Source organism: Myxococcus qinghaiensis, assembly GCF_024198215.1.
In the GTDB taxonomy this organism is placed as follows: Bacteria; Myxococcota; Myxococcia; order Myxococcales; family Myxococcaceae; genus Myxococcus; species Myxococcus qinghaiensis.
The window spans coordinates 419,762-443,279 of record NZ_JAKCFA010000002.1 but is presented as its reverse complement, the minus strand read 5'-3'; the positions used below and the strand labels follow the sequence as shown (position 1 = coordinate 443,279).

17 protein-coding genes are annotated in these 23,518 nt (G+C 68.9%); 8 read left to right on the top strand and 9 right to left on the bottom strand.

Annotation, left to right across the window (positions count from 1 at the left end):
- Nucleotides 1-83 precede the first annotated feature (83 nt).
- A complete protein-coding gene (locus LZ199_RS04320; RefSeq protein ID WP_323389159.1) occupies nt 84-1,307 on the top strand; it encodes an MFS transporter in 1,224 nt (407 codons plus the stop codon).
- A gap of 198 nt (nt 1,308-1,505) precedes the next feature.
- On the opposite strand, the gene LZ199_RS04315 is transcribed toward LZ199_RS04320, so the two are convergent.
- From LZ199_RS04315 to LZ199_RS04285, 7 genes are all read right to left on the bottom strand, one after another.
- Nucleotides 1,506-2,852 carry a hypothetical protein gene (locus LZ199_RS04315; RefSeq protein WP_253992357.1) on the bottom strand — a complete coding sequence of 449 codons (1,347 nt, stop codon included), beginning with the start codon at nt 2,850-2,852 and terminating at the stop codon, nt 1,506-1,508.
- A 266-nt stretch (nt 2,853-3,118) separates the two neighbouring features.
- Nucleotides 3,119-5,521, bottom strand: a complete 2,403-nt coding sequence (locus LZ199_RS04310) for an arylsulfatase (protein WP_323389157.1) — start codon at nt 5,519-5,521, stop codon at nt 3,119-3,121.
- A 622-nt stretch (nt 5,522-6,143) separates the two neighbouring features.
- Entirely contained in the window at nt 6,144-7,250 is a 1,107-nt protein-coding gene (locus tag LZ199_RS04305; protein WP_253992356.1) for an isopenicillin N synthase family dioxygenase, read from the bottom strand.
- Between the two features lie 129 nt (nt 7,251-7,379).
- Nucleotides 7,380-8,540, bottom strand: a complete 1,161-nt coding sequence (gene nrfD / locus LZ199_RS04300; protein ID WP_253992355.1) for an NrfD/PsrC family molybdoenzyme membrane anchor subunit — start codon at nt 8,538-8,540, stop codon at nt 7,380-7,382.
- Nucleotides 8,537-9,334, bottom strand: coding sequence for a 4Fe-4S dicluster domain-containing protein (locus tag LZ199_RS04295; protein ID WP_253992354.1), 798 nt, complete (start codon nt 9,332-9,334; stop codon nt 8,537-8,539). The genes nrfD and LZ199_RS04295 overlap by 4 nt, the downstream gene beginning before the upstream one ends.
- Before the next feature lie 3 nt (nt 9,335-9,337).
- Nucleotides 9,338-12,610 (bottom strand): formate dehydrogenase, encoded by a 3,273-nt coding sequence (gene fdh / locus LZ199_RS04290; RefSeq protein WP_407667163.1) that lies wholly within the window; start codon nt 12,608-12,610, stop codon nt 9,338-9,340.
- 191 nt (nt 12,611-12,801) lie between these two features.
- Complete coding sequence (locus LZ199_RS04285; protein WP_253992353.1) at nt 12,802-15,684, bottom strand: carboxypeptidase regulatory-like domain-containing protein; 2,883 nt, start codon at nt 15,682-15,684, stop codon at nt 12,802-12,804.
- A gap of 154 nt (nt 15,685-15,838) precedes the next feature.
- On the opposite strand from LZ199_RS04285, the gene LZ199_RS04280 reads away from it, so the two are divergent.
- The 4 genes from LZ199_RS04280 to LZ199_RS04265 all read left to right on the top strand — a co-directional run bounded on the left by LZ199_RS04280 (nt 15,839) and on the right by LZ199_RS04265 (nt 19,800).
- On the top strand, nt 15,839-16,510 hold the full coding sequence (locus LZ199_RS04280) for a phosphoribosylanthranilate isomerase (protein WP_253992352.1): 672 nt from the start codon (nt 15,839-15,841) through the stop codon (nt 16,508-16,510).
- Nucleotides 16,511-16,662: 152 nt separating this feature from the next.
- Complete coding sequence (locus LZ199_RS04275; RefSeq protein WP_253992351.1) at nt 16,663-17,607, top strand: patatin-like phospholipase family protein; 945 nt, start codon at nt 16,663-16,665, stop codon at nt 17,605-17,607.
- A 95-nt stretch (nt 17,608-17,702) separates the two neighbouring features.
- Complete coding sequence (locus LZ199_RS04270) at nt 17,703-18,515, top strand: hypothetical protein (RefSeq protein ID WP_253992350.1); 813 nt, start codon at nt 17,703-17,705, stop codon at nt 18,513-18,515.
- 73 nt (nt 18,516-18,588) lie between these two features.
- Nucleotides 18,589-19,800: a proprotein convertase P-domain-containing protein gene (locus tag LZ199_RS04265; protein WP_253992349.1), complete on the top strand. Its 1,212-nt coding sequence runs from the start codon at nt 18,589-18,591 to the stop codon at nt 19,798-19,800.
- A 66-nt stretch (nt 19,801-19,866) separates the two neighbouring features.
- Here the strand turns inward: LZ199_RS04265 and LZ199_RS04260 are convergent, their stop codons facing one another.
- Nucleotides 19,867-20,517 carry an NADPH-dependent F420 reductase gene (locus LZ199_RS04260; RefSeq protein WP_253992348.1) on the bottom strand — a complete coding sequence of 217 codons (651 nt, stop codon included), beginning with the start codon at nt 20,515-20,517 and terminating at the stop codon, nt 19,867-19,869.
- A gap of 106 nt (nt 20,518-20,623) precedes the next feature.
- Between LZ199_RS04260 and LZ199_RS04255 the strand changes: the two genes are divergently transcribed.
- On the top strand, nt 20,624-21,526 hold the full coding sequence (locus LZ199_RS04255) for a LysR family transcriptional regulator (RefSeq protein ID WP_253992347.1): 903 nt from the start codon (nt 20,624-20,626) through the stop codon (nt 21,524-21,526).
- A gap of 44 nt (nt 21,527-21,570) precedes the next feature.
- On the opposite strand, the gene LZ199_RS04250 is transcribed toward LZ199_RS04255, so the two are convergent.
- Entirely contained in the window at nt 21,571-22,344 is a 774-nt protein-coding gene (locus LZ199_RS04250) for a TVP38/TMEM64 family protein (protein WP_253992346.1), read from the bottom strand.
- Between the two features lie 314 nt (nt 22,345-22,658).
- On the opposite strand from LZ199_RS04250, the gene LZ199_RS04245 reads away from it, so the two are divergent.
- Both LZ199_RS04245 and LZ199_RS04240 read left to right on the top strand, forming a co-directional pair.
- Nucleotides 22,659-23,123 carry a general stress protein gene (locus tag LZ199_RS04245; protein ID WP_253992345.1) on the top strand — a complete coding sequence of 155 codons (465 nt, stop codon included), beginning with the start codon at nt 22,659-22,661 and terminating at the stop codon, nt 23,121-23,123.
- A gap of 37 nt (nt 23,124-23,160) precedes the next feature.
- Nucleotides 23,161-23,499 (top strand): hypothetical protein, encoded by a 339-nt coding sequence (locus LZ199_RS04240; RefSeq protein ID WP_141648803.1) that lies wholly within the window; start codon nt 23,161-23,163, stop codon nt 23,497-23,499.
- The last annotated feature ends 19 nt before the right edge of the window (nt 23,500-23,518 follow it).

The window sequence follows — 23,518 nt, the reverse complement described above, 5'->3', positions numbered from 1 at the left end:
CAGAGGGGAACACCGTGTCCTTCATTCGTTCCGTACATGCAACCGCTGGAAACGCGCCCCTGCCCGAGGTGGCCTCTGCTTCCGTGGCTCGTCCGTCCCAGCCCCTGACTGGGAGCAGCGGCGACAACGCGCCCCTGTCGCGCCGCCTGCGCCTGTTGCTGGCCGCGAGCGCCGGACTGCCGGTGGCCGCGCTCTACTACGCGCAGCCGATGCTGGGAGTGATGGGGTCCTCCATCGGCGCCTCGGACACCACGGTGGGACTGCTCCCGACGCTCACCCAGCTCGGCTACGCGCTGGGCATCCTGCTGCTGACGCCGCTGGGAGATCGCTTCGACCGGCGTCGCATCATCCTCATCAAGGCGGCCCTGCTGAGCGTGGCGCTGCTGCTGAGCGGCCTGGCCCCCGGCATCGGCCTGCTGCTGGTGGTGAGCTTCGCCGTCGGCCTGACTGCGACCATGGCGCAGGACATCGTGCCCGCCGCGGCGACGCTGGCTCCCGAGCGCGAGCGCGGCAAGACGGTGGGCACGGTGATGACCGGCTTGCTGCTGGGCATCCTGCTGTCACGTGTCGTCAGCGGGGTGGTCGCCGAGCACTTCGGCTGGCGCGCCATGTATCTGATTGCCGCCGCCAGCGTGGCGCTGATCGGCCTGGTGGCGTGGCGGAGCCTGCCGCGCTTCCGCCCGACCAGCACGCTCTCGTATGGCGCACTGCTCGGTTCGCTCGCCACCCTGTGGCGGAGGCACGGCGCCTTGCGCAGGGCGGCGCTGGCGCAGGGCCTGCTCTCGGTGGGCTTCAGCGCGTTCTGGTCCACCCTCGCGGTGATGCTGCATGGCGCGCCGTTCCACCTGGGCAGCGCGGCCGCGGGTGCCTTCGGCCTGGCTGGCGCGGCGGGGGCATTGGGTGCGCCGGTGGCGGGTCGCATCTCGGACCGCTTCGGTCCGGAGGTGGTGACGCGCCTGGGGGCCGGACTGGCCGCGCTCGCGTTCGCCACCATGTTCGCGACGCCGTGGCTGGAGCCGAATGCGCGGCTGTGGCTGCTGGTGGGCAGTGCCATTGGGTTCGACCTGGGCGTCCAGGTGACGCTCGTGGCGCATCAGACGATTGTCTTCGGCATCGACCCCGCGGCGCGCAGCCGCCTCAACGCGGTGCTGTTCGTCACCATGTTCGTCGGCATGGCCATCGGCTCGGCGAGCGGCAGCCTCGTGCTCGCCCGGTGGGGATGGGTGGCGGTGACGGTGCTCGCGACCAGCTCGGCGGTGGCGGCCTTGCTGGTCCGCCTGATGCCGAGTGCCGGCACGGCTCGCTGAGCCAAAAGGGGGGACGCCCGGATTGAGGCCGCGGCGGCACTCATACCGGTGCGACAGGCGGCGCGTCCAACCCCTGGATATCCATCGGCTGGCGGCCTGGGGCCTCGAAAGCCGCCCATGGCACGGCGACTGGCTTTTGGGGCAGGCGCACCGGCGGACCGAACCCGGCGAAGTCGCTCCGCCGGGCCGGCCCGAATGTCACGGGAGACAGGACTGCGCGTAGAGGGGGCTGCTGCAGATGGCGTCGTACACGGCCGCATTGCAGGTGTCGGGGCCGGGGATGACGTTGCAGAGGGTGCCAAAGGGAGGGCCGTAGTTGCCGCAGTTGAACTCGATGCGCTGGCCGTAACGGTAGAGGACGCCCACCGGGACGATGTAGCTGGAGCCGTTGACCAGGCAGATGTCCTGCGTCCCGAGCAGGTCCACCGTGTAGATCTCATTCGGGTTGAAGATGCGGCACCCCACCGTGCAGCGGCTGGGAGGCGGCGGCGGCAGGAATCCGAACATGAACGTCGTGGGCTGCCCGCTGCTCGCGCCGAAGGTGCCCGCGGGCGCCCCGGTGGGGGACAGCGGGCTGCCGGAGCCGTTCCAGTTGCCCTGCCCCAGCGAGTAGGTGCCCACGCCCACCGCCGCCAGCGCGCCCAAAGCCGCGGGCTCGGTGCCAGCGGCTCCGTAGAACATGCGGAAGGAGAGCACGCGCCCCGGGGCCAGCGCGCCCAGCTGGAAGTCGAAGTGCGAGCCCATGTCGCCGGGCCCCAGGTCCACGAACGTGGGTGTCCCCGTGGGGAGCGTTGGGTGGACGGCCAGCGGATCGAGCGAGGTGAAGCCGTTGTTGGACACGCTCAGCACGGAGGGGGCCGTGGCGCCCGCGAAGCTGACGAACTCCGAGAAGGTGTTGGGCAGCACGTCGTAGTCGATGCCGCGCGTGTAGCGCAGGTCCGTCACCGGCGCGGTGCCCATGTTCTCGATGAGCACGTCCACCTGATACAGGAATGGCGTCGCGGGCGACGGGACGTAGCGGTGGGTGACGCGGAACGTGGTGCCCACGCGCACCACCGACATCGCCGTCGTCGTCGTCGCGGTGAAGCTCTCCACGGTGACGTTGGCCGCGCCGCATCCCGCGGAGGTGTGTCCGGTGATGCCCAGGTCCGCGCTCGCCACGCCCCAGCCCTCGCAGGGCGTCCCAGGGGCCGCCGCCTCCGCGTTCGTGGGCAGGTAGCGCAGCCCCACATCCGTGGTGCCGGACGTGCCGCTGGACACGGTGCTCGTGGTGCACGCCACGGTCAGGTGCCCCGCGCTCGCCACACCCAGGCGCACCGTTCCGTTGTCGATGACTCCTGGACACACCGGAGGCGGGTGCGGCGGGATGGCGGCGGCCACGGCTGCCTCCGCCTCCGCGCGCCGGAGGCCCTCCTCGTTCGCGGGATGGATGGGCGTGCCGGCCTTCGTCAGGAGGGGCTCGCCCGCGAGGCTCGCGGTCCCCAGGGTGAGGGTTCCAGCCAGCACGGCCAGCAGGGGTGAACGAAACTTCGGGAAGGGGCGCATCGGGGATCCTCGGGTGGGTGTGGCGCCCGCGGGCAATGCAGCGCGGGTGCCATGGAAGCTCCACCCGGAGCCCTCCGAGCCAGGTGCGCGCGGCGGTAGCGGCGAACGCCACGCCGCGGCCCTGGTCGTGACCACTCGTGCTACAGCGCTCCCGTTCACGTCCGGAAAATGGAGCGACTGCTCATTGGAACCGTTCGCGCCGAAGGACAACCATCATCTGAGGGATAACCCTTACATCGCGGAGCGGTTCCAATCGCGCCCGGCTCCTACTGCCGGGCCATCGCGATCTTGAAGAGCTCCTCGCGCGAGATGAGGTGGTCGAAGTCCTCCTTACCCTTGTCGAGCTGCACCCACTTCACCCGGCCGGTGAACTTGCTGTCGCCGTTGTGGAAGCCTTCGGCCACGGGCGTGCCCGTATCGAGGCCCACGTCGGTCGTCTCGTCGGCGGAGAACACCATCGCCTGGGTGCTCTCCACCCGGCCGCGGCCCGCCTGCTTGCCATCGAGGTACAGCGTCACCTCACCGCCCTTGCCCACGCCTCCGCCGTCGTACTTGAACTCCATTCGGACCTGGTGCGTGCCCGGAGTCAGCTCGCGGTCAGCCTCGACATAGTACCGGCGCAGTCCGCAGTAGTTGTAGCAGTAGGAGATGCGGCCCCCACGCATGTAGAGGCACCAGCCGCCGAAGGCGCCGCCCTGGGTGACGATGATGCCGCTCGCTCCTCCCTCGGGTATCTCCACCTCCGCGGTGACGGAGTGCGACTTGTTCTTGATGTTCAGCATCGAGTTCTCGGTGAGCCGCTGCATGGAACCCGAGAGGATCTGCGAGTCACCCTTGATGAGCTCGGGCCTCCCAGCCAGCTCCGAGTTGAAGCGCTCGTAGCTGCGATCATCCAGCGGCAGCGCGTAGTACTTGGTGGCCTCGATGATGAAGAGCTGCTGCAACTCGCGCAGCTTCTCCGGCTGCTCGGCGGCGAGGTCGCGCGCCTGCGTCCAGTCCTGGGTCGTATCGTAGAGTTCCCAGACGTCGTCCTCGAGGCTCGTCTGCGACGTGGATTCCCACGGGGTGCGGTGCTTCGTCACCGCCGTCCAGCCCTGGTGGTAGATGCCGCGGTTGCCGAACATCTCGAAGTACTGCGTCTCATGTCGCTCCGGCGCCTTCGCGTCGTCGAAGCTGTAGCGCATGCTCACCCCCTGGATGGGGGTCTGCTGCACGCCGTTGACAATCACCGGCTGGGGCAGGGTCGCGGCTTCGAGAATCGTGGGCGCCACGTCGATGACATGGGAGAACTGCGAGCGGACCTCGCCCTTCGCGGAGATGCCATTGGGCCAATGGACGATGCAGGCGTTGCGGGTGCCGCCGTAGTGCGAGGCCACCTGCTTGGTCCACTGGTACGGCGTGTCCATGGCATGCGCCCAGCCCACCGCGTAGTGGTTGTACGCTTCGGGGGTGCCAAGCTTGTGCATGTTCTGGATGAGGTACTCAGGCGTCTCCACTCCCGAGATGTTGTTGAAGATGAAGGTCTCGTTGAGCGTGCCGTTGAGGGTGCCCTCTGCGGAGGCGCCATTGTCGCCGAGGATGTAGTAGACGAGCGTGTCCTCCAGCGCGCCCATCTTCTCCAGCGCGTCGATGAGCCGCCCCACATGGAAGTCCGCGTACTCGAGGAAGCCTGCGTAGACCTCCATCTGCCGCGCGAGCACGGGCCGCAGCTTCTCCGGCATGTCCCCCCAGGCGGGGATCTCCTTGGGGCGTGAGGTGAGCAGGGCATTCTTGGGGATGACGCCGAGCTTCTTCTGCCGCGCGAAGATTTCTTCCCGCAGCCCGTCCCAGCCCGCGTCGAAGCGGCCCTTGTACTTGTCCGCCCACTCCTGAGGCACGTGGTGCGGCGCGTGGGTCGCGCCCGGGGCGAAGTAGACGAAGAAGGGCTTGTCCGGCGCGAGCGCCTTTTGCTGGCGCACCCAGCCCATGGTCCTGTCCGTCAGGTCCTCCATGAAATGGTAGCCCTGTTCCGGCGTGCGATCCGGCTCGACGGGCGCCGTGTTCTCGTAGAGGGCGGGGGCCCACTGGTTCGTCTCCCCACCGATGAAGCCGAAGAAGTACTCGAAGCCGGAGCCCGTGGGCCACCGCTCGAAGGGGCCCACGGGGCTCGTCTCCCAGACGGGCACCTCGTGGCACTTGCCGAACTGCGCCGTGCTGTAGCCGTTGAGCTTGAGGGTTTCGGCCAGCGGCGCGCAGTGATTGGGGCGCACGCAGCTATAGCCGGGCGAGGAGGTGGCGGTTTCGGTGATGCCTCCGAAGCCCACCGCATGGTGGTTGCGCCCGGTGAGGAGTGCGGCGCGCGTGGGTGAGCAGAGCGCCGTGGTGTGGAAGCGGTTGTAGCTCAGGCCCTTGGCCGCCAGGCGCTCCGCGGTGGGCGTGTTGATGACACCGCCGAAGGCGCTGGAGGCCCCGAAGCCCACGTCGTCCAGGAGGATGACGAGGACGTTGGGGGCTCCCTTCGGAGGCCGGAGCTGGACGATGGGAGGGAACTTCGCGCTCGGGTCCCTGGCGCTGAATGGACGCACGCCCTGGTAGGGCTGATCCGGAATGGGGAGGACCTCGCGCTGAACAGATTCATTCGGAGACGGAGTCTTCCCATTGCCCGTCGGATGCTTGCCGTTCTTCTTCATGTGTCCCCCCTGTCGCCAACCCCGCAACCCTGAACCTCCTGAGAATATGAATGGGGGCCTTCCGGCCCATCGCCCCATGGGGCCGGGCAGGTAGGGCATTTCCGACGCTGCCTCCGCGCCCAGGGCACGCGCATGGACCCGTTCGAGAGGGGCAGGACCCCGCTCCCGCAGGCGTGAGCGGCGGTGCGCCGTCAGCCCTCTGCCTCGCGAGGGAAATGACTGAACGCATCATCAGTGGTTTCAGCGAGGTTCTCGGCGACGGATTCAGGCGGAGCTGGCGTCCGCGAGAGCGCAATGCCTACATGTCTTCATGTTCAGTGGGTCGGCTTGCTGCCTGTCTTGCCGGGCGGGCCGTCCCATCTCCCTGGGTTTGGGAGTGCAATGCCTACATGAACGAGCCTTCAGGTATTTTCGCCCCTCTCTCGCGAGGGGGTTGCTTGAAATGGAGTGCAATGCCTACATGAACGAGTCTTCAGGCATTTCCAGTACCCGCCTCGCCCGGGATCCATGCCTCAGACAAGGTCGTTCAACGGGAGCGCGAGAACACCGCGCCCCCGAAACAATCTCTATCAAGACAGGGATTGACTTGTCTGTGATTGGAAAATCACAGACATCAAAAAGACTACTCGCCAGAGCGCTGGCGGTTGAGCCGGTCGTAGTGCCGGTAGCCCAGCTTGTCGAGCGCGTGCGGCGGCGCGAGGCCGATGTCGACCAGCGTCTTGATGTCATACGTGCCCGCGAGGACCGGGGGCGCGTAGCTCCGGATCGCCGTGGGCGTGCGGAACTTCTCCAGCGGGAAGAGGACCTTGCTGGTGTGCACGTGGATGAAGTGCGCGGCGGACTGGCGCTGCCAGCCGGAGACGCCCGGCGCGGTGATGACGTGGGGCGTGGCCAGGAAGGTGCCACCCGTGAGGATCTCCAACTGCTGACCCACCTGCGCCACGATGCAGCCCGCGGGCGCGGTGCCGCGCACCTTGCGGCCCTGCGGCTCCTCGGGCGTCGCGCGCGTGCGCAGGTACAGGCCGCTCTTGTCGTCGGGGCTCGGCGCGGCCTTCCCGCTGGGGTCGAGGAATCGCCCACCGGGCAGCAGCGTCAGGAGGTTGAAGTCCGTGTGCTCCTCGCCCCAGACGATGTCCGTGTTCACCTGCTCTGGCTTGAGCGACAGGTACTGGAGTGCGCGGGTGATGTGCGGCGCCTTCTCGCAGTAGGCCGTGAAGGTGTCCTCAGCGAGCCCCAACGCCATGGCCGAGCCGCGCAGCAACTGAAGGCCTGCCTCGTGGAGCGAGCGGCCCAGGGTCATGATGCCTTCCTGGAAGTACGGAGGCGCATCCGAGGGCCACACGTTCTCCGGATACAGCTCCGGGAACTCCATCGCCGCCACCTCGTCGTTGGGGTAGGGCGCGACGAAGTAGCACTCCTTGAAGTCCGGCTGACCGTTGCCGGCGACGGCGACCTCGGTGTTCGGTGGCGTCCAGCCGCGCTGGTACCAGAGGTCCGCGCGGCCGTAGGGCTTCTTCGCCTCGGCGGGGCGCGCGATGAAGGCGGCGAAGGCGTCGTAGTAGCGGTGGAGCGCCTGCGTGTCGACACCGTGGTTCTTGATGTAGACGAGACCGAAGACACCAAACGCCTCGCGCAGCGCCGTCGCCGCGCGCTCGATGCGGGTCGCATCTCCCGAGGCGAGGTCCGCGAGGTCGACAGTCGGAATGTTCAGAGAAGAGGTCTCGGCCATGATTCCCCTAGGTGTATCGCTCCTCGCGACCAAAGGGGAGGGCCTCGTGGGCTTCCCTCCCGGAGTGCAAATCCTGCGTCCCTTCCCAGGGGAGGGGTCACTCCCGGAGTCGGGCACCGGGCACGCCGTTCAGCGCACCACGGGGAGCGGGAAGCTGAACGGCTTGCCGTCCGAGGCCACGGCATGCGCAGGAACCACCTCGGCCGCGCCGTGGCCCCGGCGCTGGGGCTTGAAGGTGGCCTGCGGGTCTCGGGCGGACGCCTTGCCCCCATGGAAGACGGCGAAGCGGGCCGTCACCGCGCCCACCGTGGTCAGCAGGTCCGCCGCCACCTGTTTCCAGCGCTGCCGCCCCGGGAGCACATCCACCACCAACCCCGCTACGGAACAGGCCCGAGAGGCCTTCCACAGCGCCCCCGACACGCCCTCGTCCAGGGGCCGGGCGACCTCCGGAGCGCGCCGGGCGTCGTGCTCCACCGCATAGCCCATGGCCAGCTCCGCCGTCTTGCCCGCCAGCCGGTAAGGGCGCAGCACCCCCTCCTCACGCGGTGAGTGGGGGAAGAGCGACAGCAGGCTGCCCGCGCTCGCGGTCGCCGAGGCCATGAAGAACGGGGGCAGGGTGCGCCGGGTCGCCTGCCACAGCGGCACCGCCGTGTTGTTCAACAGCACGGCCGTGTAGCCCGCGAGCGGCATCCCCAGCAGCGCCGCCGAGTACCCCGAAATCTTCCCCACCACACCGAGCACCCCGCGCGAGCGTCCCAGCACCAGGCCCACCGTGTTGAGCCCACCCGACAGCGCGAGCACCCAGGAGCCGATGCTCATGGGCGAGGTGGGACGGAATACGCGCAGCATGTTGAGGAAGCGCTCGGGCCGCCCGAGGTCGGCGATCAACAGGCCCGCGCTCACCATGTCGCCCACGGTGCCGAGCTGCCGGCACCGTCTCGCGAGCGGATCCAACTCCTCTTCGCCGAGCACATCGATGACCAGGCCCAGGAGGCTCGCCGCGCCCGCGACGCCTCCGACGAAGAGATAGGCGGGGACGGTGGCAATCCAGACCGGCTGTTTGATGGCGGCGAGCCCGTGGTAGCTGGGCGCGTCGGCCGAAGCCACTTCCGAGCGGGAGGGAATCGACGACGACACCGTGCGCGCGGGGTTCGCCCCGTCCAGATCCTTCACGCGTTGCTGCGCGCCCTCGCCCAGCAGCGTGCCCAGCGCGGGGTTCACGTTGCGCCCATCGCTCCGCTGTTGGAGCTTGTCGAGGAACGACGGCTCCTCCTCCCCGGAGGAACTCATGGGCTTCCCCGTCGACCGAGCAGCACCGCGCCCACGGCCACCGCGGCCATGCCGAGCGCGCCCAGGGCCACCGCGCTCCAGGCCTCCCTGGCCTTCATCGTCGGGACGACGGGGTCGGGCGGCAGGTTGTAGACCTCCGGCTTGTCCACCAGCAGGAAGAAGGCATTGAGCCCGCCCGTCCCGGGCTGGTTCGCCGCGTCCTTGCCGTAGAGATACGCGCTGATGATGCCCTGCTCGTGCAGCTCGCGGACCCGGTTCTCCGCGCGCTCGTGCAGCACGTCCAGGTCTCCGTAGACGATGGACTCCGTGGGGCACGCCTTCGCGCAGGCGGGTGTCATTCCGTCGCCCAGCCGGTCGTAGCAGAGCGTGCACTTCCAGGCGCGCCCGTCATCCGGGCGCCGGTCGATGACTCCGAAGGGACACGCCGTCACGCAATAGCCGCAGCCGTTGCAGACATCCGGCTGCACGTAGACGGTGTCGAATTCGGTGCGGACGATGGCGCCCGTGGGACAGGCCTCCAGACAGCCCGCCCGCTGACAGTGCTTGCAGACGTCCGACACCATCAGCCAGGAGAAGTCGCCCACGCCCGTGGTGTGTCCCGGCAGGGGCACCGGTCGCTCCACGAAGGCCACGTGCCGCCACGTCGAACAGCCCAGGTCCCCAGTCTGGTCATAGGACATCCCCGTGAAGTGGAAGCCGTCGTCGGGGAGCTGATTCCATTGCTTGCAAGCCACCTCGCACGCCTTGCAGCCGATGCACGTCGTCGAGTCGGTGAAGAAACCCTTGCGGCTCATGCGCTATCGCTCCTCGTCCTTTTTCTTCTCCTGCCAGGGCACATGGTCGACCTCACCCGCGCGGAGGCTGTCGCGTCGGTGGAGCTCAAGTCCCTCGGGCAGCGCGGGTTGGGTGGCGCCCGTGGCGGCTCGGGCCCGGGTGGCCTGGCGTCCCTCGACGACGTCGCAGGTGAGGGCCTTGGACTCCTGGATGTCCACATTGGCGTCGGCGACGAAGGGGAGCAGCTCGTTCGCGCCGTCGCCTCGGATGCGCCCCGTCACGCCCCAGTGGTACGGAATGCCCACCTGATGCACGGACGTACCGTTGAGCTTCAGGGGCCTCAGGCGCTCGGTGACGAGCACCCGGCACTCCAGGTCTCCCCGGGCCGTGCGCAGCGTCGCCCAGCCGCCGTTGCTCAGCCCTCGCTCGCGGGCCAGCTCGGGTGACACCTCGCAGAACTGCTCGGGCTGAAGCTCGCTCAGCCACGACAGCCAGCGGCTCATGCCTCCCGCCGTGTGGTGCTCCGTGAGGCGGTAGGTGGTGAGGATGAACGGATAGCGCGGGTCTCCCCAGGCGCGATGATAGGGGTTGCCCCGACGTGGCCACTCCAGTCGCGTCGGGTTGCACTGCTGCCCGTAGAGCGCGTTCTTCACGGGCGACTCCATGGGCTCGTAGTGCGCGGGCAGCGGACCATCCATCATCCCGGCTGGCGCGTAGAGCCACGCCTTGCCGTCGGCCTGCATGATGAACGGGTTGTCACCCGCGAGCGCCTCAACACCCGAGGCACCCGGAGGCGGGCGGTAGTCCGGTGGCAGGTCCACGATGAAGTCCGGCACGTCCTCGCCGGTCCACCGTCGCCGGGCGTCGTCCCACCAGACGTACTTCTTGCGCTCGCTCCAGGGCCGCCCCTCCGGGTCCGCCGACGCGCGGTTGTAGAGGATGCGTCGGTTGGCGGGCCAGGCCCAGCCCCACTCGGGCGCCACCCAGGTCTGCTCGTGCCCGGGCTTGCGGCGCGCGGCCTGGTTGACGCCGTCCGCGTAGGCTCCGGAGTAGATCCAACAGCCGCACGCGGTGGTGCCGTCGTCCTTGAGCGCGGTGAAGCCGCTCACGGGCTGGCCCTCTTTTATCGTGTAGCCGTTGATCTCCCGGAGGACGGCCTCGGCGCTCGGCTCCTCGTGCGTGCCCTTGGTGGGGTAGTCCCACGTCAGCTCTCGGAGCGCCTGGTCCTTCGTCTCGCCTGAGTCCGCGTACAGGGCCTTCAGCCGACGGCCCAGGTGGAAGATGAAGTGAAGCTCGCTGCGCACGTCCTCGCGTGGCTCCACCGCGGCGTGGTGCCACTGGAGCATCCGCTGCGTGTTGGTGAAGGAGCCGTCCTTCTCCGTGTGCGCGGCGGCGGGGAAGAAGAAGACCTCCGTGCGGATGTCCTCCGGCTTCACGTCGCCTCGCTGGATTTCGGGGGCGGTGCGCCAGAACTCCGCCGTCTCGATGAGCGTGAAGTCGCGCACCACCAGCCAGTCGAGCTGACGCAGTCCCTTGCGCTGGAGCGCTCCATTCATGGAGCCCACCGCCGGGTTCTCACCCATGACGAAGTATCCCCGCACGCGGCCGTCGGCCATGTCCGCCACCGTCTGCATGTGCGAGTGGTTGCCGGTGAGGCGGGGCAAGTGACGGAAGCCGTACTCATTCTCCTTCGTCGCCGCGTCACCGAACCACGCCTTCAACAGCGAGACGACGTACTTGGGGAAGTTGCTCCACCAGCCCGTGCCGGAGGTATGGCTCTTCAGGTAGTCGTCAAGATGCGGGGATGGCTGGGCGCTCGGCATCGGCAGGTAGCCGGGCAGCAGGTTGAAGAGGGTGGGGATGTCCGTGGAGCCCTGGATGGACGAGTGCCCGCGCAGCGCCAGGATGCCTCCACCCGGCCGCCCGATGTTGCCGAGCAGGAGCTGGAGGATGGTCGCGGTGCGGATGTACTGAACGCCCACCGAGTGTTGCGTCCACCCCACCGCGTAACAGAGCGCCGTGGTGCGCTCTCGCCCGGAGTTCGCGCAGAGCGCCTCCGCGACCTTCAGGAACTGCTCCTCGGGAACACCGCACACCTTCGCGACGATGGCGGGTGTGTAGCGCTGGAAGTGGCGACGTAGGACCTGGAAGACGCAGCGCGGATGTTGGAGCGTGAAGTCCTTGGGGGCCTCGGTGATTCGCGTGGACTGGGACTCGCCTTCACCGGCGCCCGGCTCCGAATACAGCTCCTTGTGGCCCGCGGCGGGCGTGGGGCCTTCGATGCCCTCGTAGCCCCACGAGGTGACGTCGTACTTGTTCTCCTCGGGCACGAAGCCGCTGAAGAGGCCGTCCAGGTCCTCGGTGTCCTGGAAGTCCTCCCGGAGGAGGTTGGCCGCGTTGGTGTAGTGGGTGACGTACTCCTTGAAGTAGCGCTCGTGCTCCAGGACGTAGCGCACCAGTCCGCCCAGGAACGCGATGTCCGAGCCGACGCGGATGGGAACGTGCTGGTTCGCCATCGCGCTCGTGCGCGTGAAGCGCGGGTCCACGTGGATGATGGTCGCACCCCGGGCCTTGGCCTCCATCACCCACTGGAAGCCCACCGGGTGACACTCGGCCATGTTGGAACCCTGGATGAGGATGCAGTCAGAGTTCCGCAGGTCCTGCTGGAAGGTCGTGGCCCCGCCACGCCCGAGCGTGATGCCCAGACCGGGCACCGTGGACGAATGTCATATTCGAGCCTGGTTCTCCACCTGGACGATTCCCAGCGAGGTGAAGAGCTTCTTGATGAGGTAGTTCTCCTCGTTGTCGAGCGTCGCGCCGCCCAGGTGCGCGATGCCCAGCGTGCGTTGGACGTTCAGCCCGTTGACGTCGGTGTCCTCCCACGTCGTGTCGCGCGTGTGCTTCACGCGCTCGGCTACCATCTCCATGGCCCGCTCGAGCGGGAGGCGCTCCCACTCCGTGCCTCCCGGGCGACGATAGAGGACGTGCTGGACGCGGTGCGTGCCGGTGACGAGCTGGAACGTCGCGGAGCCCTTGGGGCACAGCCGTCCACGTGACACGGGCGAGTCCGTGTCGCCCTCGATGTCGATGATGCGCTCGTCCTTGACGTAGATGTCCTGGCCACAGCCGACGGCGCAGTAGGGACAGACGGATTTGACGACGCGGTCCGCGCGGGCCGTGCGCGGCTGAAGCTCGCGGCTGCGCTCGGTCATCGCCGTCTCACCCAGCGCGGTGAGGTCCCCGCGCAGGAGCTGCCGGAGCACGGGCCAGCGCGACAACAGGTCGAGGACTCCCACGGTGGACCTCCCGAGTCGGGACCGCGAGGTGGCGCGGCTTGCCGAGCATGGTGGAGGTCGAGGCTGCCCGATGCAGCGCTCCACGGGGAGTCCGTGAGAGGGCGTCGTCGGGCTCCGGACGATTGCCGCTGCGGGCTGTCGCGTGGTGGATGGGTGGGGCGCGCGGCCTCACCCTGGAGGGAGGGGTGTGCTCAGGGGGCGCGGGTGAGGGTGATGGGGTAGGTCCGCGTGTCCCGGCGGATGAGGAGCGTGGCGGGACTGCCCGGCGCGCCCAGCTCGCGCTCTCGCGCCTCCCCAGCAGTGAGCACCGTGGCCCCGTCGATGGACTTCACCACGTCCCCCGCCTGGATGGCGTCGCCGTGCAGGCCGGCCGTGACGCCTCGCACGAGCACCTCGTCTCCATCCATGCTGAAGAAGACTCCGAGGCGGCCGGGCTCGACTCGTGGCGGCCCGAGCTTCCAGTCGCCCACGTCCTTCGTCTTGCCCGCGGCCAGCTCCAGCGCCTTCTCCGCGCGCTCCGTCTTCTGACTCCACGCGATGAGCTTGTGCGGACCGGGCGCGATGTCCTCCACGCGGAAGCGACCATCCGCTGCCGTGGGGGGCGAGGTGAGCCCGTCCACGTCCACGAATCCGTCGGCGAGGGGTGCGCCCGTCGCATCGACCAGCCGTCCGGAGATGACGCCTCCGGCCTCGACGACGACGTCGGCCTGGGTCGTCTTGCCCGCGACGCTCTCGGCCACCACCTTGCCTGCCCGTCCGTCCGGCAGCGTCACCGAGACGGCCACCTGTCCCGCTGGAACGTCCTCGACGACGAAGCGATCTCCCGCGAGCTCCAGCTCCTGTCGCGAGAGGAAGTCGTCCTCGCTCTTTGTCGACGACACCACCAGCTTGAAGCCGTCGATGCCGCGTCCGCCTGCCGAGCGCACCGTGCCCGCCAGTCGGCCGCCGGGCTGGAGCTGAATGACCACGGACTTCTGCGCTTCGGGCACGGCGAGCAGGTCACCGCGCCGCCCGCCGTTGGTGGCCCAGAGGTGCAAGGCCTTGGAGCCCAGTGAGTCCGCGACGAGCAGGACCTGTCCCGAGGCATCCGTCATGTCCTCGAGCTGGATTTCATTGCTGCCCGCCTCGCTGCCCATCACGGTCGCCGAGACACTGGGCGCGCCGTTCGGTTCGAGCACCGTGACGGCGAGGGCCCGCTTCGCCTCGCGCACCCGCAGGTCCACGCGCTGCGTCTGGCCTGCGGCCACCTCCACCACCTTCTCCTGGTCTCCGCTCTGGTTGCCCGTCTCGGCGAGCCACGCGGCGACGTGGTACGAGCCCGCGCGAACGCGCATGGACCAGGAGCCGTCCGCCGCCGTGGAGATGAGGTGCGACTCCGTGCGCGCGCTCTTGGCCATCAATGCGTAGACGGTGACGGGGCCCGTGGGCTCGCGGCCGTCCTCCATCTTGACGGTCCCCTCCAGCGTGCCTTCGCTCGACAACCGGATGCGGACCTGGCTCGTCTGCCCGGGGCTCACCATCACCCGCTCGCGCACATGCGTCTGGCTGCCCGGGCGCTTCACGGCCACATGAATCTCCCCGGGCGGGACGTCTTCGAGGGCGAAGGCGCCTTGTGCATCCGTCACCGCCGTGAGGGCCCCTTCAATCGGCGCCATGCGCCAGCGACGCTCAGGCGTGACGTGGATGCCCGCGAGTGGCTTCTCCTGCTCATCCACCACCGTGCCTTCGATTCGACCATTCGCATCCAGCTCCGCGAGCAGCTCGAAGCGCTGCCCGTCCAGCACGGTGATGCCGTCGCGCGTGAGCGAGCGGAAACCCTTGGCCTGGACATTCACGGCGTATGCGCCCGGGGCCAGATTGCCCACCTGGAACCGTCCGTCCGCGCCGGAGAGGGCACCGCCGACCTCCGCGGGCGCCGTGTCGAGCGAGAAGGCGAGGGCGCTCGGAGTGACGGAGATGTTCGCGCCGACGATGGGCTCTCCCGTGCCCTTGCGACGCACGACTCCCGAGAGCGAGGCCGCCGTCCCCAGGCGGATGCGCACGTCGCGCACTGTCATCCCCGCGCCCACCACGACACGCTCGGGGGCCGTGCCCGTCAGGTCTCCGTGACGGGCGACGACGCGATAGACGCCGGGCGGGACGTCGAGGGAGAAGCCACCACCCGCGCTCGACTCGGCTTCGAGCGTCTCGCCCATGCCGGTGGCGGTGACGCGCGCGGCGGGCGCGGGCTTGCCGTCCGGAAGCTCGACGAAGCCCTCGATGAACGCAGCGCCCTCCAGCTCGACGACGAGCCCCGAGCTGGGAACGCGGACCCGTGCGAGTCGTTTGGCCGCATGTCCCGGCGCGAGAGCCTCGAGTTGATACTCACCGGCCGCGAGTCCCTCGGCGCGGAAGGCCCCGCGTGCATCTGCCGAGGTGACGTATCGCTCCTCCTCGGGAACGAAGGCGGTATCCCGCGTGGCCGAGGACAGCAGCGTGCGCGGAGTGAGGATGAGCTGCGTGAGGGGCACGGGCTCCCTGGAGGCGCGCTCCACCACGGTTCCCTCCAGGGCGGCTCCGGCGCCGAGGACCAGTCGAACCTGCGTCCGCGCCTCTCCCCTCGGGCGGGTGAACGCGGCGCGAGCGGCGGCGCGTCCCGAGGACTTCGCGGCGACGAGGTAGTGCCCCGGCCTGGCGGGAAGTCGCAGCGTGCCCGAGTCATCCGTGGTGCCCTTTCCCGCGACGAACCACGCGGGACGCCCCGTCGCCGGGACACGCGGTCCCTGGAGGTACAGGGTGACATGGGCTCCCGCCAGGGGGGCTTTGTCATCGACGACCTCGATGTGCACGGCGCCTTCGTCCTCGCGCATCGGGTCGGTGACGGAGGGCGTGCCCGACTCCTCCGCGGGGGCCTGCCTCGTCGTGGAACTGGAACCCGTCGAGGCTCCCGGAGTCGCCAGGCCCTTCGCCGCCAGAGGTGAATCCGAAGCAGGGGCGGGTGACGCGCTGTCGGGTGTGGGGCTCCCGCGCAACCAGAGGACCGCGACCACGAGGACCGCCACGAGGGCGCCCACGAAGAGTGTCTTTCGGTTCATCTCGTCTCCAGGGGCGACATCCTGGCTCCATACAGCCCGACAATTCCAGTGGTCCACGTCGCGTGAGGTGCGGGGTGCTCGGGCGCGGGGTTGTCGCGGGGCGGCGGTGTCCCCGTGTGATAGCTGTCCGGATGCGTGGGCGCGGAGGATGGAAATGGAACCGGTTCGACAGGTCCGGGTGAAGGTGTGCTGCATCTCCTCGCGGGAGGAGGCGCGGCTGGCGGTGTCGCATGGCGCGTCCGCGCTGGGGCTCGTGTCGAAGATGCCGAGCGGCCCGGGTGTCATCGACGAAGGGCTCATCACGGAGCTGGCCGTTCAGGCGCCCCCGGGCGTGTCCACCTTCTTGCTGACCTGCGAGGAGGACGCCGCGCGTCTCGTCGACCAGGCCCGCCGCACCCGGGTGAATACGGTGCAGGTGGTGGACCGGGTGGGCACCGAGGCCCTTCGTCACCTGCGCGCTTCGCTGCCCTCGGTGAAGCTGGTGCAGGTGGTCCACGTCGTCGACGCCGCTTCCGTGGACGAGGCGTGTGACGTGGCGCGCGAGGTGGATGCGCTGCTGCTCGATTCGGGCAACCCGGCCCTGGCCGTGAAGGAGCTGGGCGGCACCGGACGTGTGCATGACTGGGCCTTGAGCCGGCGCATTCGCGAGAGGGTGTCGGTGCCTGTCTTCCTGGCCGGTGGCCTCAAGTCGGAGAACGTAGGCGAGGCGATTCGAGCCGTGGGTCCCTTCGGGTTGGATGTCTGCAGCGGGCTGCGCACGGACGGCCACCTGGACGAGGAGAAGCTCCATCGCTTCATGCGTGCGGTGCGGGCCGCCGAAGGCTGAATCGCGTGCGAGTCCAGGGCCCACCGCTGGACAGCGGGCCCGGGCTCCAGGGCGATACTGGAATGGAGGGCGCGTGCGTATCTCCTCCCGCTGATGCGTGGGCGCGGGCTTCCCCCCGTGCGGCTCGCGCTCTCCCCCCAGCGAGGTATGCCATGACGGACCGTCCCGCGACGCTCGTGCTCTCAGGTGGTGGTGGCAAGGGCGCCTTCCAGGTGGGCGCCGAGAAGGTCCTGCGCGAGGTGCACGGCTTCCGCTGGGAGCGCGTCTTCGGCGTGTCGGTGGGCGCGCTGAACGCCGCCGTCATCGCCCAGCACGAGTACGAGCGACTCACGAGCCTCTGGTTGAACCTCCGCGAGTCGGACATCTACCGGAAGTTCCCGTGGCTCGTCGTCGCGCTCCGGATAGGACTGCTCAACAAGCTGGGGTTCTACGACAACACGCCCCTGAGAGACCTGGTGGAGCGCAACCTCGACGGCCGGCCCTTCGCCATTCCCGCGCATGTGGGCCGCGTGTCGCTCACCTCGGGGCAGTACGAAGTGGTGTCGAGCGACGCGAGCGACTTCACCGCGGCCGTCTGGCAGAGCGCGACGATGCCCGTCATCTGGGAGCCCATCGGGCAGCACGCCATCGTCGACGGGGGCCTGCGCAACGTCACGCCGCTCGGTGACGCGCTCGCCTATGCGCCCACGGAGATTGTCGTCATCGCCTGCTCGTCGTCCCGCATCGAGCCGATGCGCTACCCCTCCAACATCCTGGACGTGGCCCGACGCAGCCTCACCGACATCACCCTCAACGAAATCCTGATGAACGACGTGGACGTGTTCGTCCGCATCAACGACATGGTGAGGCAGGCCCATGAGCAGGGCACCTCGCTGCTGGCTCCAGATGGCAAGCCGTACGTCTATTGCCGCATCACCGTCATCGAGCCGACGGCGCCCATGGGCGACACGCTCGACTTCTCACCGGAGATGACGCGCATGCGCATGCGCCACGGAGAGGACCGCGCGCGCGCCATCATGCGGCCCACCGGCGTGGGGCCCGGGGAGCGGATGCCTCCACGCATCGCGGCGCAGCTGGCGCCTGTCCTCCATTCGTGAAGAAGCGTGTCGTCGCCGTCCGGGTGTGACGGGCGGGGCGCTCCTCGTTACGATGGCTTCCGCGCCGTGGAGTCCTCGGGCGCGGGAGGCACACGGTGGGCGAGCTTCAGCGGACGGTACAGGCGCCTCCTGGCGCGGAGCACTCCGCGTCCATCGGGCACGAGGACGCCTCGTCCATCGGGCGCATCGAGGCGCTGATTCCCCGGGTCCTGTCCGCCTCCGAGGAGGAGCGGGCACGGCTGGGAGAGGAGCTCAACGCGCTCCTGCTTCGACTTCCCTCGGAGCCCCAGCAGGAGGCGAGCGCCGCGCTGTTGCGAAGGCTCGTGGATGAAGGCGCGTTGGAGGGGTTGGGCACGGAGAAGATGCCCGCGCGCATCGCCGCCACGAAGGCCTTGCTGGACCTGGGCTATCCGAGCGCGCTCCAGGTCGACCCCCAGCACCTGGAGGCCTTGCGCCGCTGGGAACGCGAAGGCACCCGGGTGCCGTGGCTCAGCATCTTGATGACGCTGTTCGTGGTGGTCATCGTGCAGATCGCGGCCATCACCATGGGGGCCGATGCCCATTTCTACGCGAGTCGCAACGCGCTGTTGATTGACCCGGATGTGCTCGCCGGAGTGGCTCAACCGGAGCCGGGCTGGTTCGATGGCTATGTGAGCCTGATGGAGCAGTGGGTCCTCGGGGTGCTGGGCTATCAGTTCCTCGCGGGCGCCGCCGCGTTCCTCTTCACCGCGGCGTTCGCGCGTGGGCCCACGGGCCGGGTGCTGGCTCGCCGCGTCTTTCTTTCGCTCTTCGCGCTCGGGACGTTGGTGGCCGTCCTTCAGCTCCCGGTCGGCCTCTGGCCGGCCCTCGTCACGTTCCTTCCCGCCGTGGGTGCCTTCATCTCGGCCACCCTGCTGAAATCCCGCTGAAAAACACCCCGGACGGGGCGTTTGTGACGTCTCTGTTGGACACAGTGTCGGAGTCCTGGAGTACAGGGGGCTCATGACCTCCAACTTGATGCGGTATCTACCGCTTTCCGTTCTTCCCCTGATGTTGAGCTGTGGTGTTGCTTCCGAGGAGACCGCGCCCGCCGCCGTCATGACGACGCAGGCGCAGGCCCTCGCGACGGGCACCCCCGCGTCCACCGGCGTGCTGGCGTTCCTCAACAGCCGCTCCACGACGCTGGCGGTGCTGGACTTCGAGGTGCCGCTCAACGCGCTCACCGCGCAGGCCATCATCGCGGACCGCAACGGTCCGGATGGCATTGAGTTCACGGCGGATGACCGCCACTACGTCTCCATCGACCAGGTGGATGCGATTCCCCAGGTGGGGCCGGCCGCGCTGGCCACGCTGGAAGGGTATGTCCGCGCGACGGGCCGCGTGGAGATGCCCCTGGACGAGCAGGTGGGCGTCTTCCACGGCGTCGCCTTCAACCTCGCCGAGGCCCGGCGCGTCGTGGCAGCGGCGAACACCGTGAGCCAGGCCGCCCTCCAGAGCACCGTGGGGCTGAGCGCGAACCAGGCGCAGGCCATTGTCGCCGCCCGTCGCATCGACCACATCGTGGAGCTGTCGCGGCTGGCGTTCATGAACGGCGCCGCGCTCCAGGCGCTCAAGAACCATGTCGCCCTGGCTCCGGACGGTGACCCCTGTACGGGCCCGGCGACGTGTCAGGCCGGCCTGTCGTGTGAGGGCCGGGCGTTCGGCGGCCCCATCGCCTACGGCCGCTGCCGGAGCAACCTGCCGATTCCGGGAGACAGCGACAGCTGCTCCGTGATGCGTCCGTGCCAGACGGGCCTGGTGTGCTCGGGCTCCGAGTCCGGCTCGCCCGAGGGCATCTGCCGTCCGGCCTGGATGGCGGGCACCTTCACGAACTACTCGGACCTGGCGCTGCCTGGCTCGACGGTGCAGCTGGTATCGGTGGTCGGCGTGGTGGGCCTCGCCACCGTGCCCGAGGACATCACCGTGGTGCTGGACCTGCTGCACTCCTCGTCGTCCAACCTCGTGCTGACGCTGGAGGACCCGGGTGGTGAGACGGCCCTGCTGTGGAACGGGCCCACCGAAGGCAGGCCCCCGTCCCGCATCCCGGTGACGCGCGGCATCCCCCGCGATGGCACCATCAACGGGAAGTGGAAGCTGCACATCTCCAACCCCGCGGGGGTGGGGAGCGGCACGCTGCGCGAGTGGTCCGTGAAGCTCACCAGCCGCTGGGACTGACGTCGCGTCGTCACCACCGGGAGGCCGTGAAGACTCAGCGCGGCCTCCCGGCCATCGCCGCGAGACTCACTTGCGGACGACGTGAAGGTTGAAGTCGAAGTCGCCGAACGACTGGTAGAGCCGGAGGACGAGCGGAAGCAGTCCCTCCAGGCCCCGGGACGCGGTGATGTCGCCCACGTCGAGCACCCGCTTCCAGCCGAACCCCTCGGTGAGCAGCGACGTCACCAGCTTCTTCGCTCCCGCGTCATCGCCGCAGACGAAGACGTCGTGAGGCGCGGGAAGGCTCGACGGGGAGACCATGATGCTGGCCGTCATGGTGTTGAGCGCCTTCACCACCTTGAGCTCCGGCACCGCGCGCTGGAGCTGCTCGCCCAGCGAGTCCGTGTTGGTGACGGAGAGGGTGGGAGGAAAGCCCTTCGAGAAGTCGAGCGGATTGGAGACATCCACCAGCACCTTGCCGCGCAGGTTCTCCACCCCGGCGGACTTCACCGCGTCGACGGAGGCGGTGCCCAGCGTGCAGTTGAAGAGCAGCTCCGCGAAGGCCGCGGCGTCGGCGAACGTGCCCTGGGATGCGAGTGGCCCGGCCTTCCGCGTCCAGGCCACCGCCTTCTCGTGGTTCGCGGTGCGCGAGCCCATGCGCACCTCGTGGCCCAGGCTCACCAGCTTGGATCCCAGCGTCTCGCCCACCACTCCCGTGCCGAGGATTGCGATCTTCATGACGACCTTTCGTGCTTCGTGGATGGTGCAACCCTAACCGTCAACCCCGGGCGCATCGAGCACGCGGAGGTTGAACCATCGTCAACTCCAGGTTGACAATGGGCCCATGGATTTGTTCGCAGGGGTGATTCCCTTCGTGCACGTGGCGGAGGAGCGCAGCTTCCGGAAGGCGGCGGCGCGGCTCGGCGTCACCACGGCGGCGGTGAGCAAGGCGGTGCGCAAGCTGGAGGAGGACGTGGGCGCGCGGCTGCTGGAGCGCACCTCGCGGCAGGTGGCGCTGACGTCCGAGGGCGAGGCCTTCCTGGAGCGGGCGCGCGAGGCGGTGGCTCAAATGAAGGCCGCGCGGGAGACGGTGTCCCAGGCGCAGCGCGCGCCCAAGGGGCCGCTCACCGTGACGCTGCCCTACATCCTGGGGCCCGTCGTCCTGCCGCCCCTGGCGCGCCTGCAGACGCGCTACCCGCAGCTCACCGTGCACGCGCGGCTGAGTGATCGCTTCAGCCGCATGGTGGACGAGAACATCGACGTCGCCCTGCGCGTGGGCGTGTTGGAGGACTCCAGCCTCGTGGCGCGGCGGCTCTTGAGCACGCGCTGGGTGACGCTCGGCTCACCCGCGTACCTGGCGCGCCATGGCACCCCCGTGCGTCCGGCCGAGTTGGAGCGTCATGTCTGTCTGAAGTTCGTGGACCCTCGGGGCCTCTCGCGAACGTGGACGTTCCGACGCGAGCCCGGCGGGGCGGCCGAGCCGCTGCGGACCGCCCCTGCCATGGACGTGGATCACGGCCCCGCGCTGCTGGAGCTGGCCGCGGCGGGTGCGGGGTTGTGCCAGGTGCTCGACTTCATGCTCGATGCGCGCGTGCGTGAAGGGCGGCTGGTGGAGGTGCTCGCGGACCACGCGGCGGAAGGTCCGCCGGTCCATGCGCTGTGCCTTCCGGGACGCCAGTCCGTGCCTCGCGTCCGCGCCCTGCTGCGGCTCTTGTCCGACGAGCTGCGCGCGGGTGAGCCGACATAGCAAAGGGAACCTGGGATGCCTCGCGGGTGTCCGCGTTGCGGGCCTCACCAGGTGGCGGGGACCCCGCTGCTCTTGGGAGGGCTGGACGGCATCGTCGAGCCCGCCAGGTTTGGAACCGTTGTGTCATCCCGCGCATCTGATTCAGGTGACGAGGGCTCCGGTTCCTCGGTGAGCTCCTTGTAGAAACGACGACCGACGATGACGCCCAGCACCAGCGAGACGACGAGACCGGCGGCGGACACCGCGGTCATCACCGTGCGCCCCTGGGCCAGTCCACTGCCGAACTGCGCGGTGAGAAAGGTTCCGGGAATGGTGCCCAACATCACGCCGGCGACGGTGGGCCAGAAGCGCGCCCCGCTCGCCGCGGCCGCCACCAGCATGACGTCGGTGGGACACAGCGGGTTGATGCACGCCATGAGCGAGAAAAGGAAGTCATGGCGCTTCGCCGCGCGTACCAGCGCCGGATATTTGCCTCCAGCCAGGCGCTTCATTGGCCGAGTCCCCAGCTTGCGTGCCAGCGCGAAGAGCAACATGGCAGACAGGAAGCTGCCCGTTAGTGAATAGAGGGTCGCTGCAAGCGTTCCGAACATCATTCCGCCCACGGCGGTCAACAGCTGCCCCGGCAACAATGTCAGGGGCCGCACGGCCAGGAACGCGATGTAGGCCAGGGGCGCTGCTTTACCCAGAGGGGACAGCAGATCCGCGATGTAGCGCTGATCAATGAAGTCCGGTCCGAGCAGACGGAGCGTCAGCAGTCCACCGACGGACACAAGCATCGGTGCCAGGACTCGGAGCCATGTCTTCGCCACCTGCGCCACGCAACGCCTCCCTCGGGCGCCATTGAGCGCGCGCCGCGGGCATGAAGGTGAGTGCCGGTCCGGGAATCGGCAATGCAGAGGGAATTGTTTTCAACAAGAGAGCGTCCTGCCGGGCATGCCTCCGCACGGAAAGTAAGCAGGGCGAGCTTGAGCAACCGCACGGAATCATTGGGGTTTTGGTGTGGTGGGTCAGGCGAGAACGGCTGGCGGTGTACGGAGCTTGCTTGCATCGGGGCGCTTCCGTCCCAAGGTTTCAGGCAAGGGGCATCGAGGCGCGGGATGGGGGCAGGCAGCCAAAGAGAGGAGAGGGCGCAATGTCGGACAAAGACAACAAGGGCAGCATGACGGTGGCCGAGGCGGGACGTAAGGGTGGCGAGACGGTCCGAAACGAGCGGGGTCGCGAGTTCTACGAGACCATCGGTCGCAAGGGCGGAGCCACGGTGAAGGCCGAGCGGGGTCGCTCCTTCTACGAGGAGATCGGCCGCAAGGGCGGTGAGACGGTCAAGGCCGAGCGCGGCGCGAAGTTCTACGAGGAGATCGGCAAGAAGGGGGGTGACCGCGTCAAGGCCACCCGCGGGCCGAACTTCTACGAGGAGATTGGCCGCAAGGGTGGGCAGAAGGTGAAGAAGCTCATCGAAGAGGGCAAGCGCGCGGCTCGTGCGGCGATGGCGGCCCAGGAAGGCGCGGCTGCACCGGCGCAAGAGGGAGCGGCCCCGTCGACCCCGACGACTCCGGCGGCTCCTTCCGGTGAGACGGCGGGCCCCGGCCAGAACGAGTAGCGTGGCGCCTGGCGCGCGGACCCGGTAAGACGGCCGCGTGTACCTGGTCATCACGTTCCTCGAGCAGATGGAAGGGACCGAGCGAGCCATCCGTCGGCTCCGGGAGTTTGGCATCCCGGAGCCGCTGGTGGTCCGAGCTCGGAGCGCGGCGGCGGCGCTGTCCGCCGAGGTGCCCGTGTTCGCGGGGCTGAGGAGTCTGGCCCTGGGCGCGGACGAAGACCGCGTGTTGCTGGTGAGCATGTTGCCCGCCGTCTCCGCCGAGGAGATGGAGCGGATGATTCAACGTGTGCAACTGGAGATGGATGCGGACGATCCACCCATGGGCCGCCTGGTTGCCCTGCCGGTGATCGCCGCGCCGACGCACCGCCGCTCGTGACGCGAGGGGTGGGGCCGGT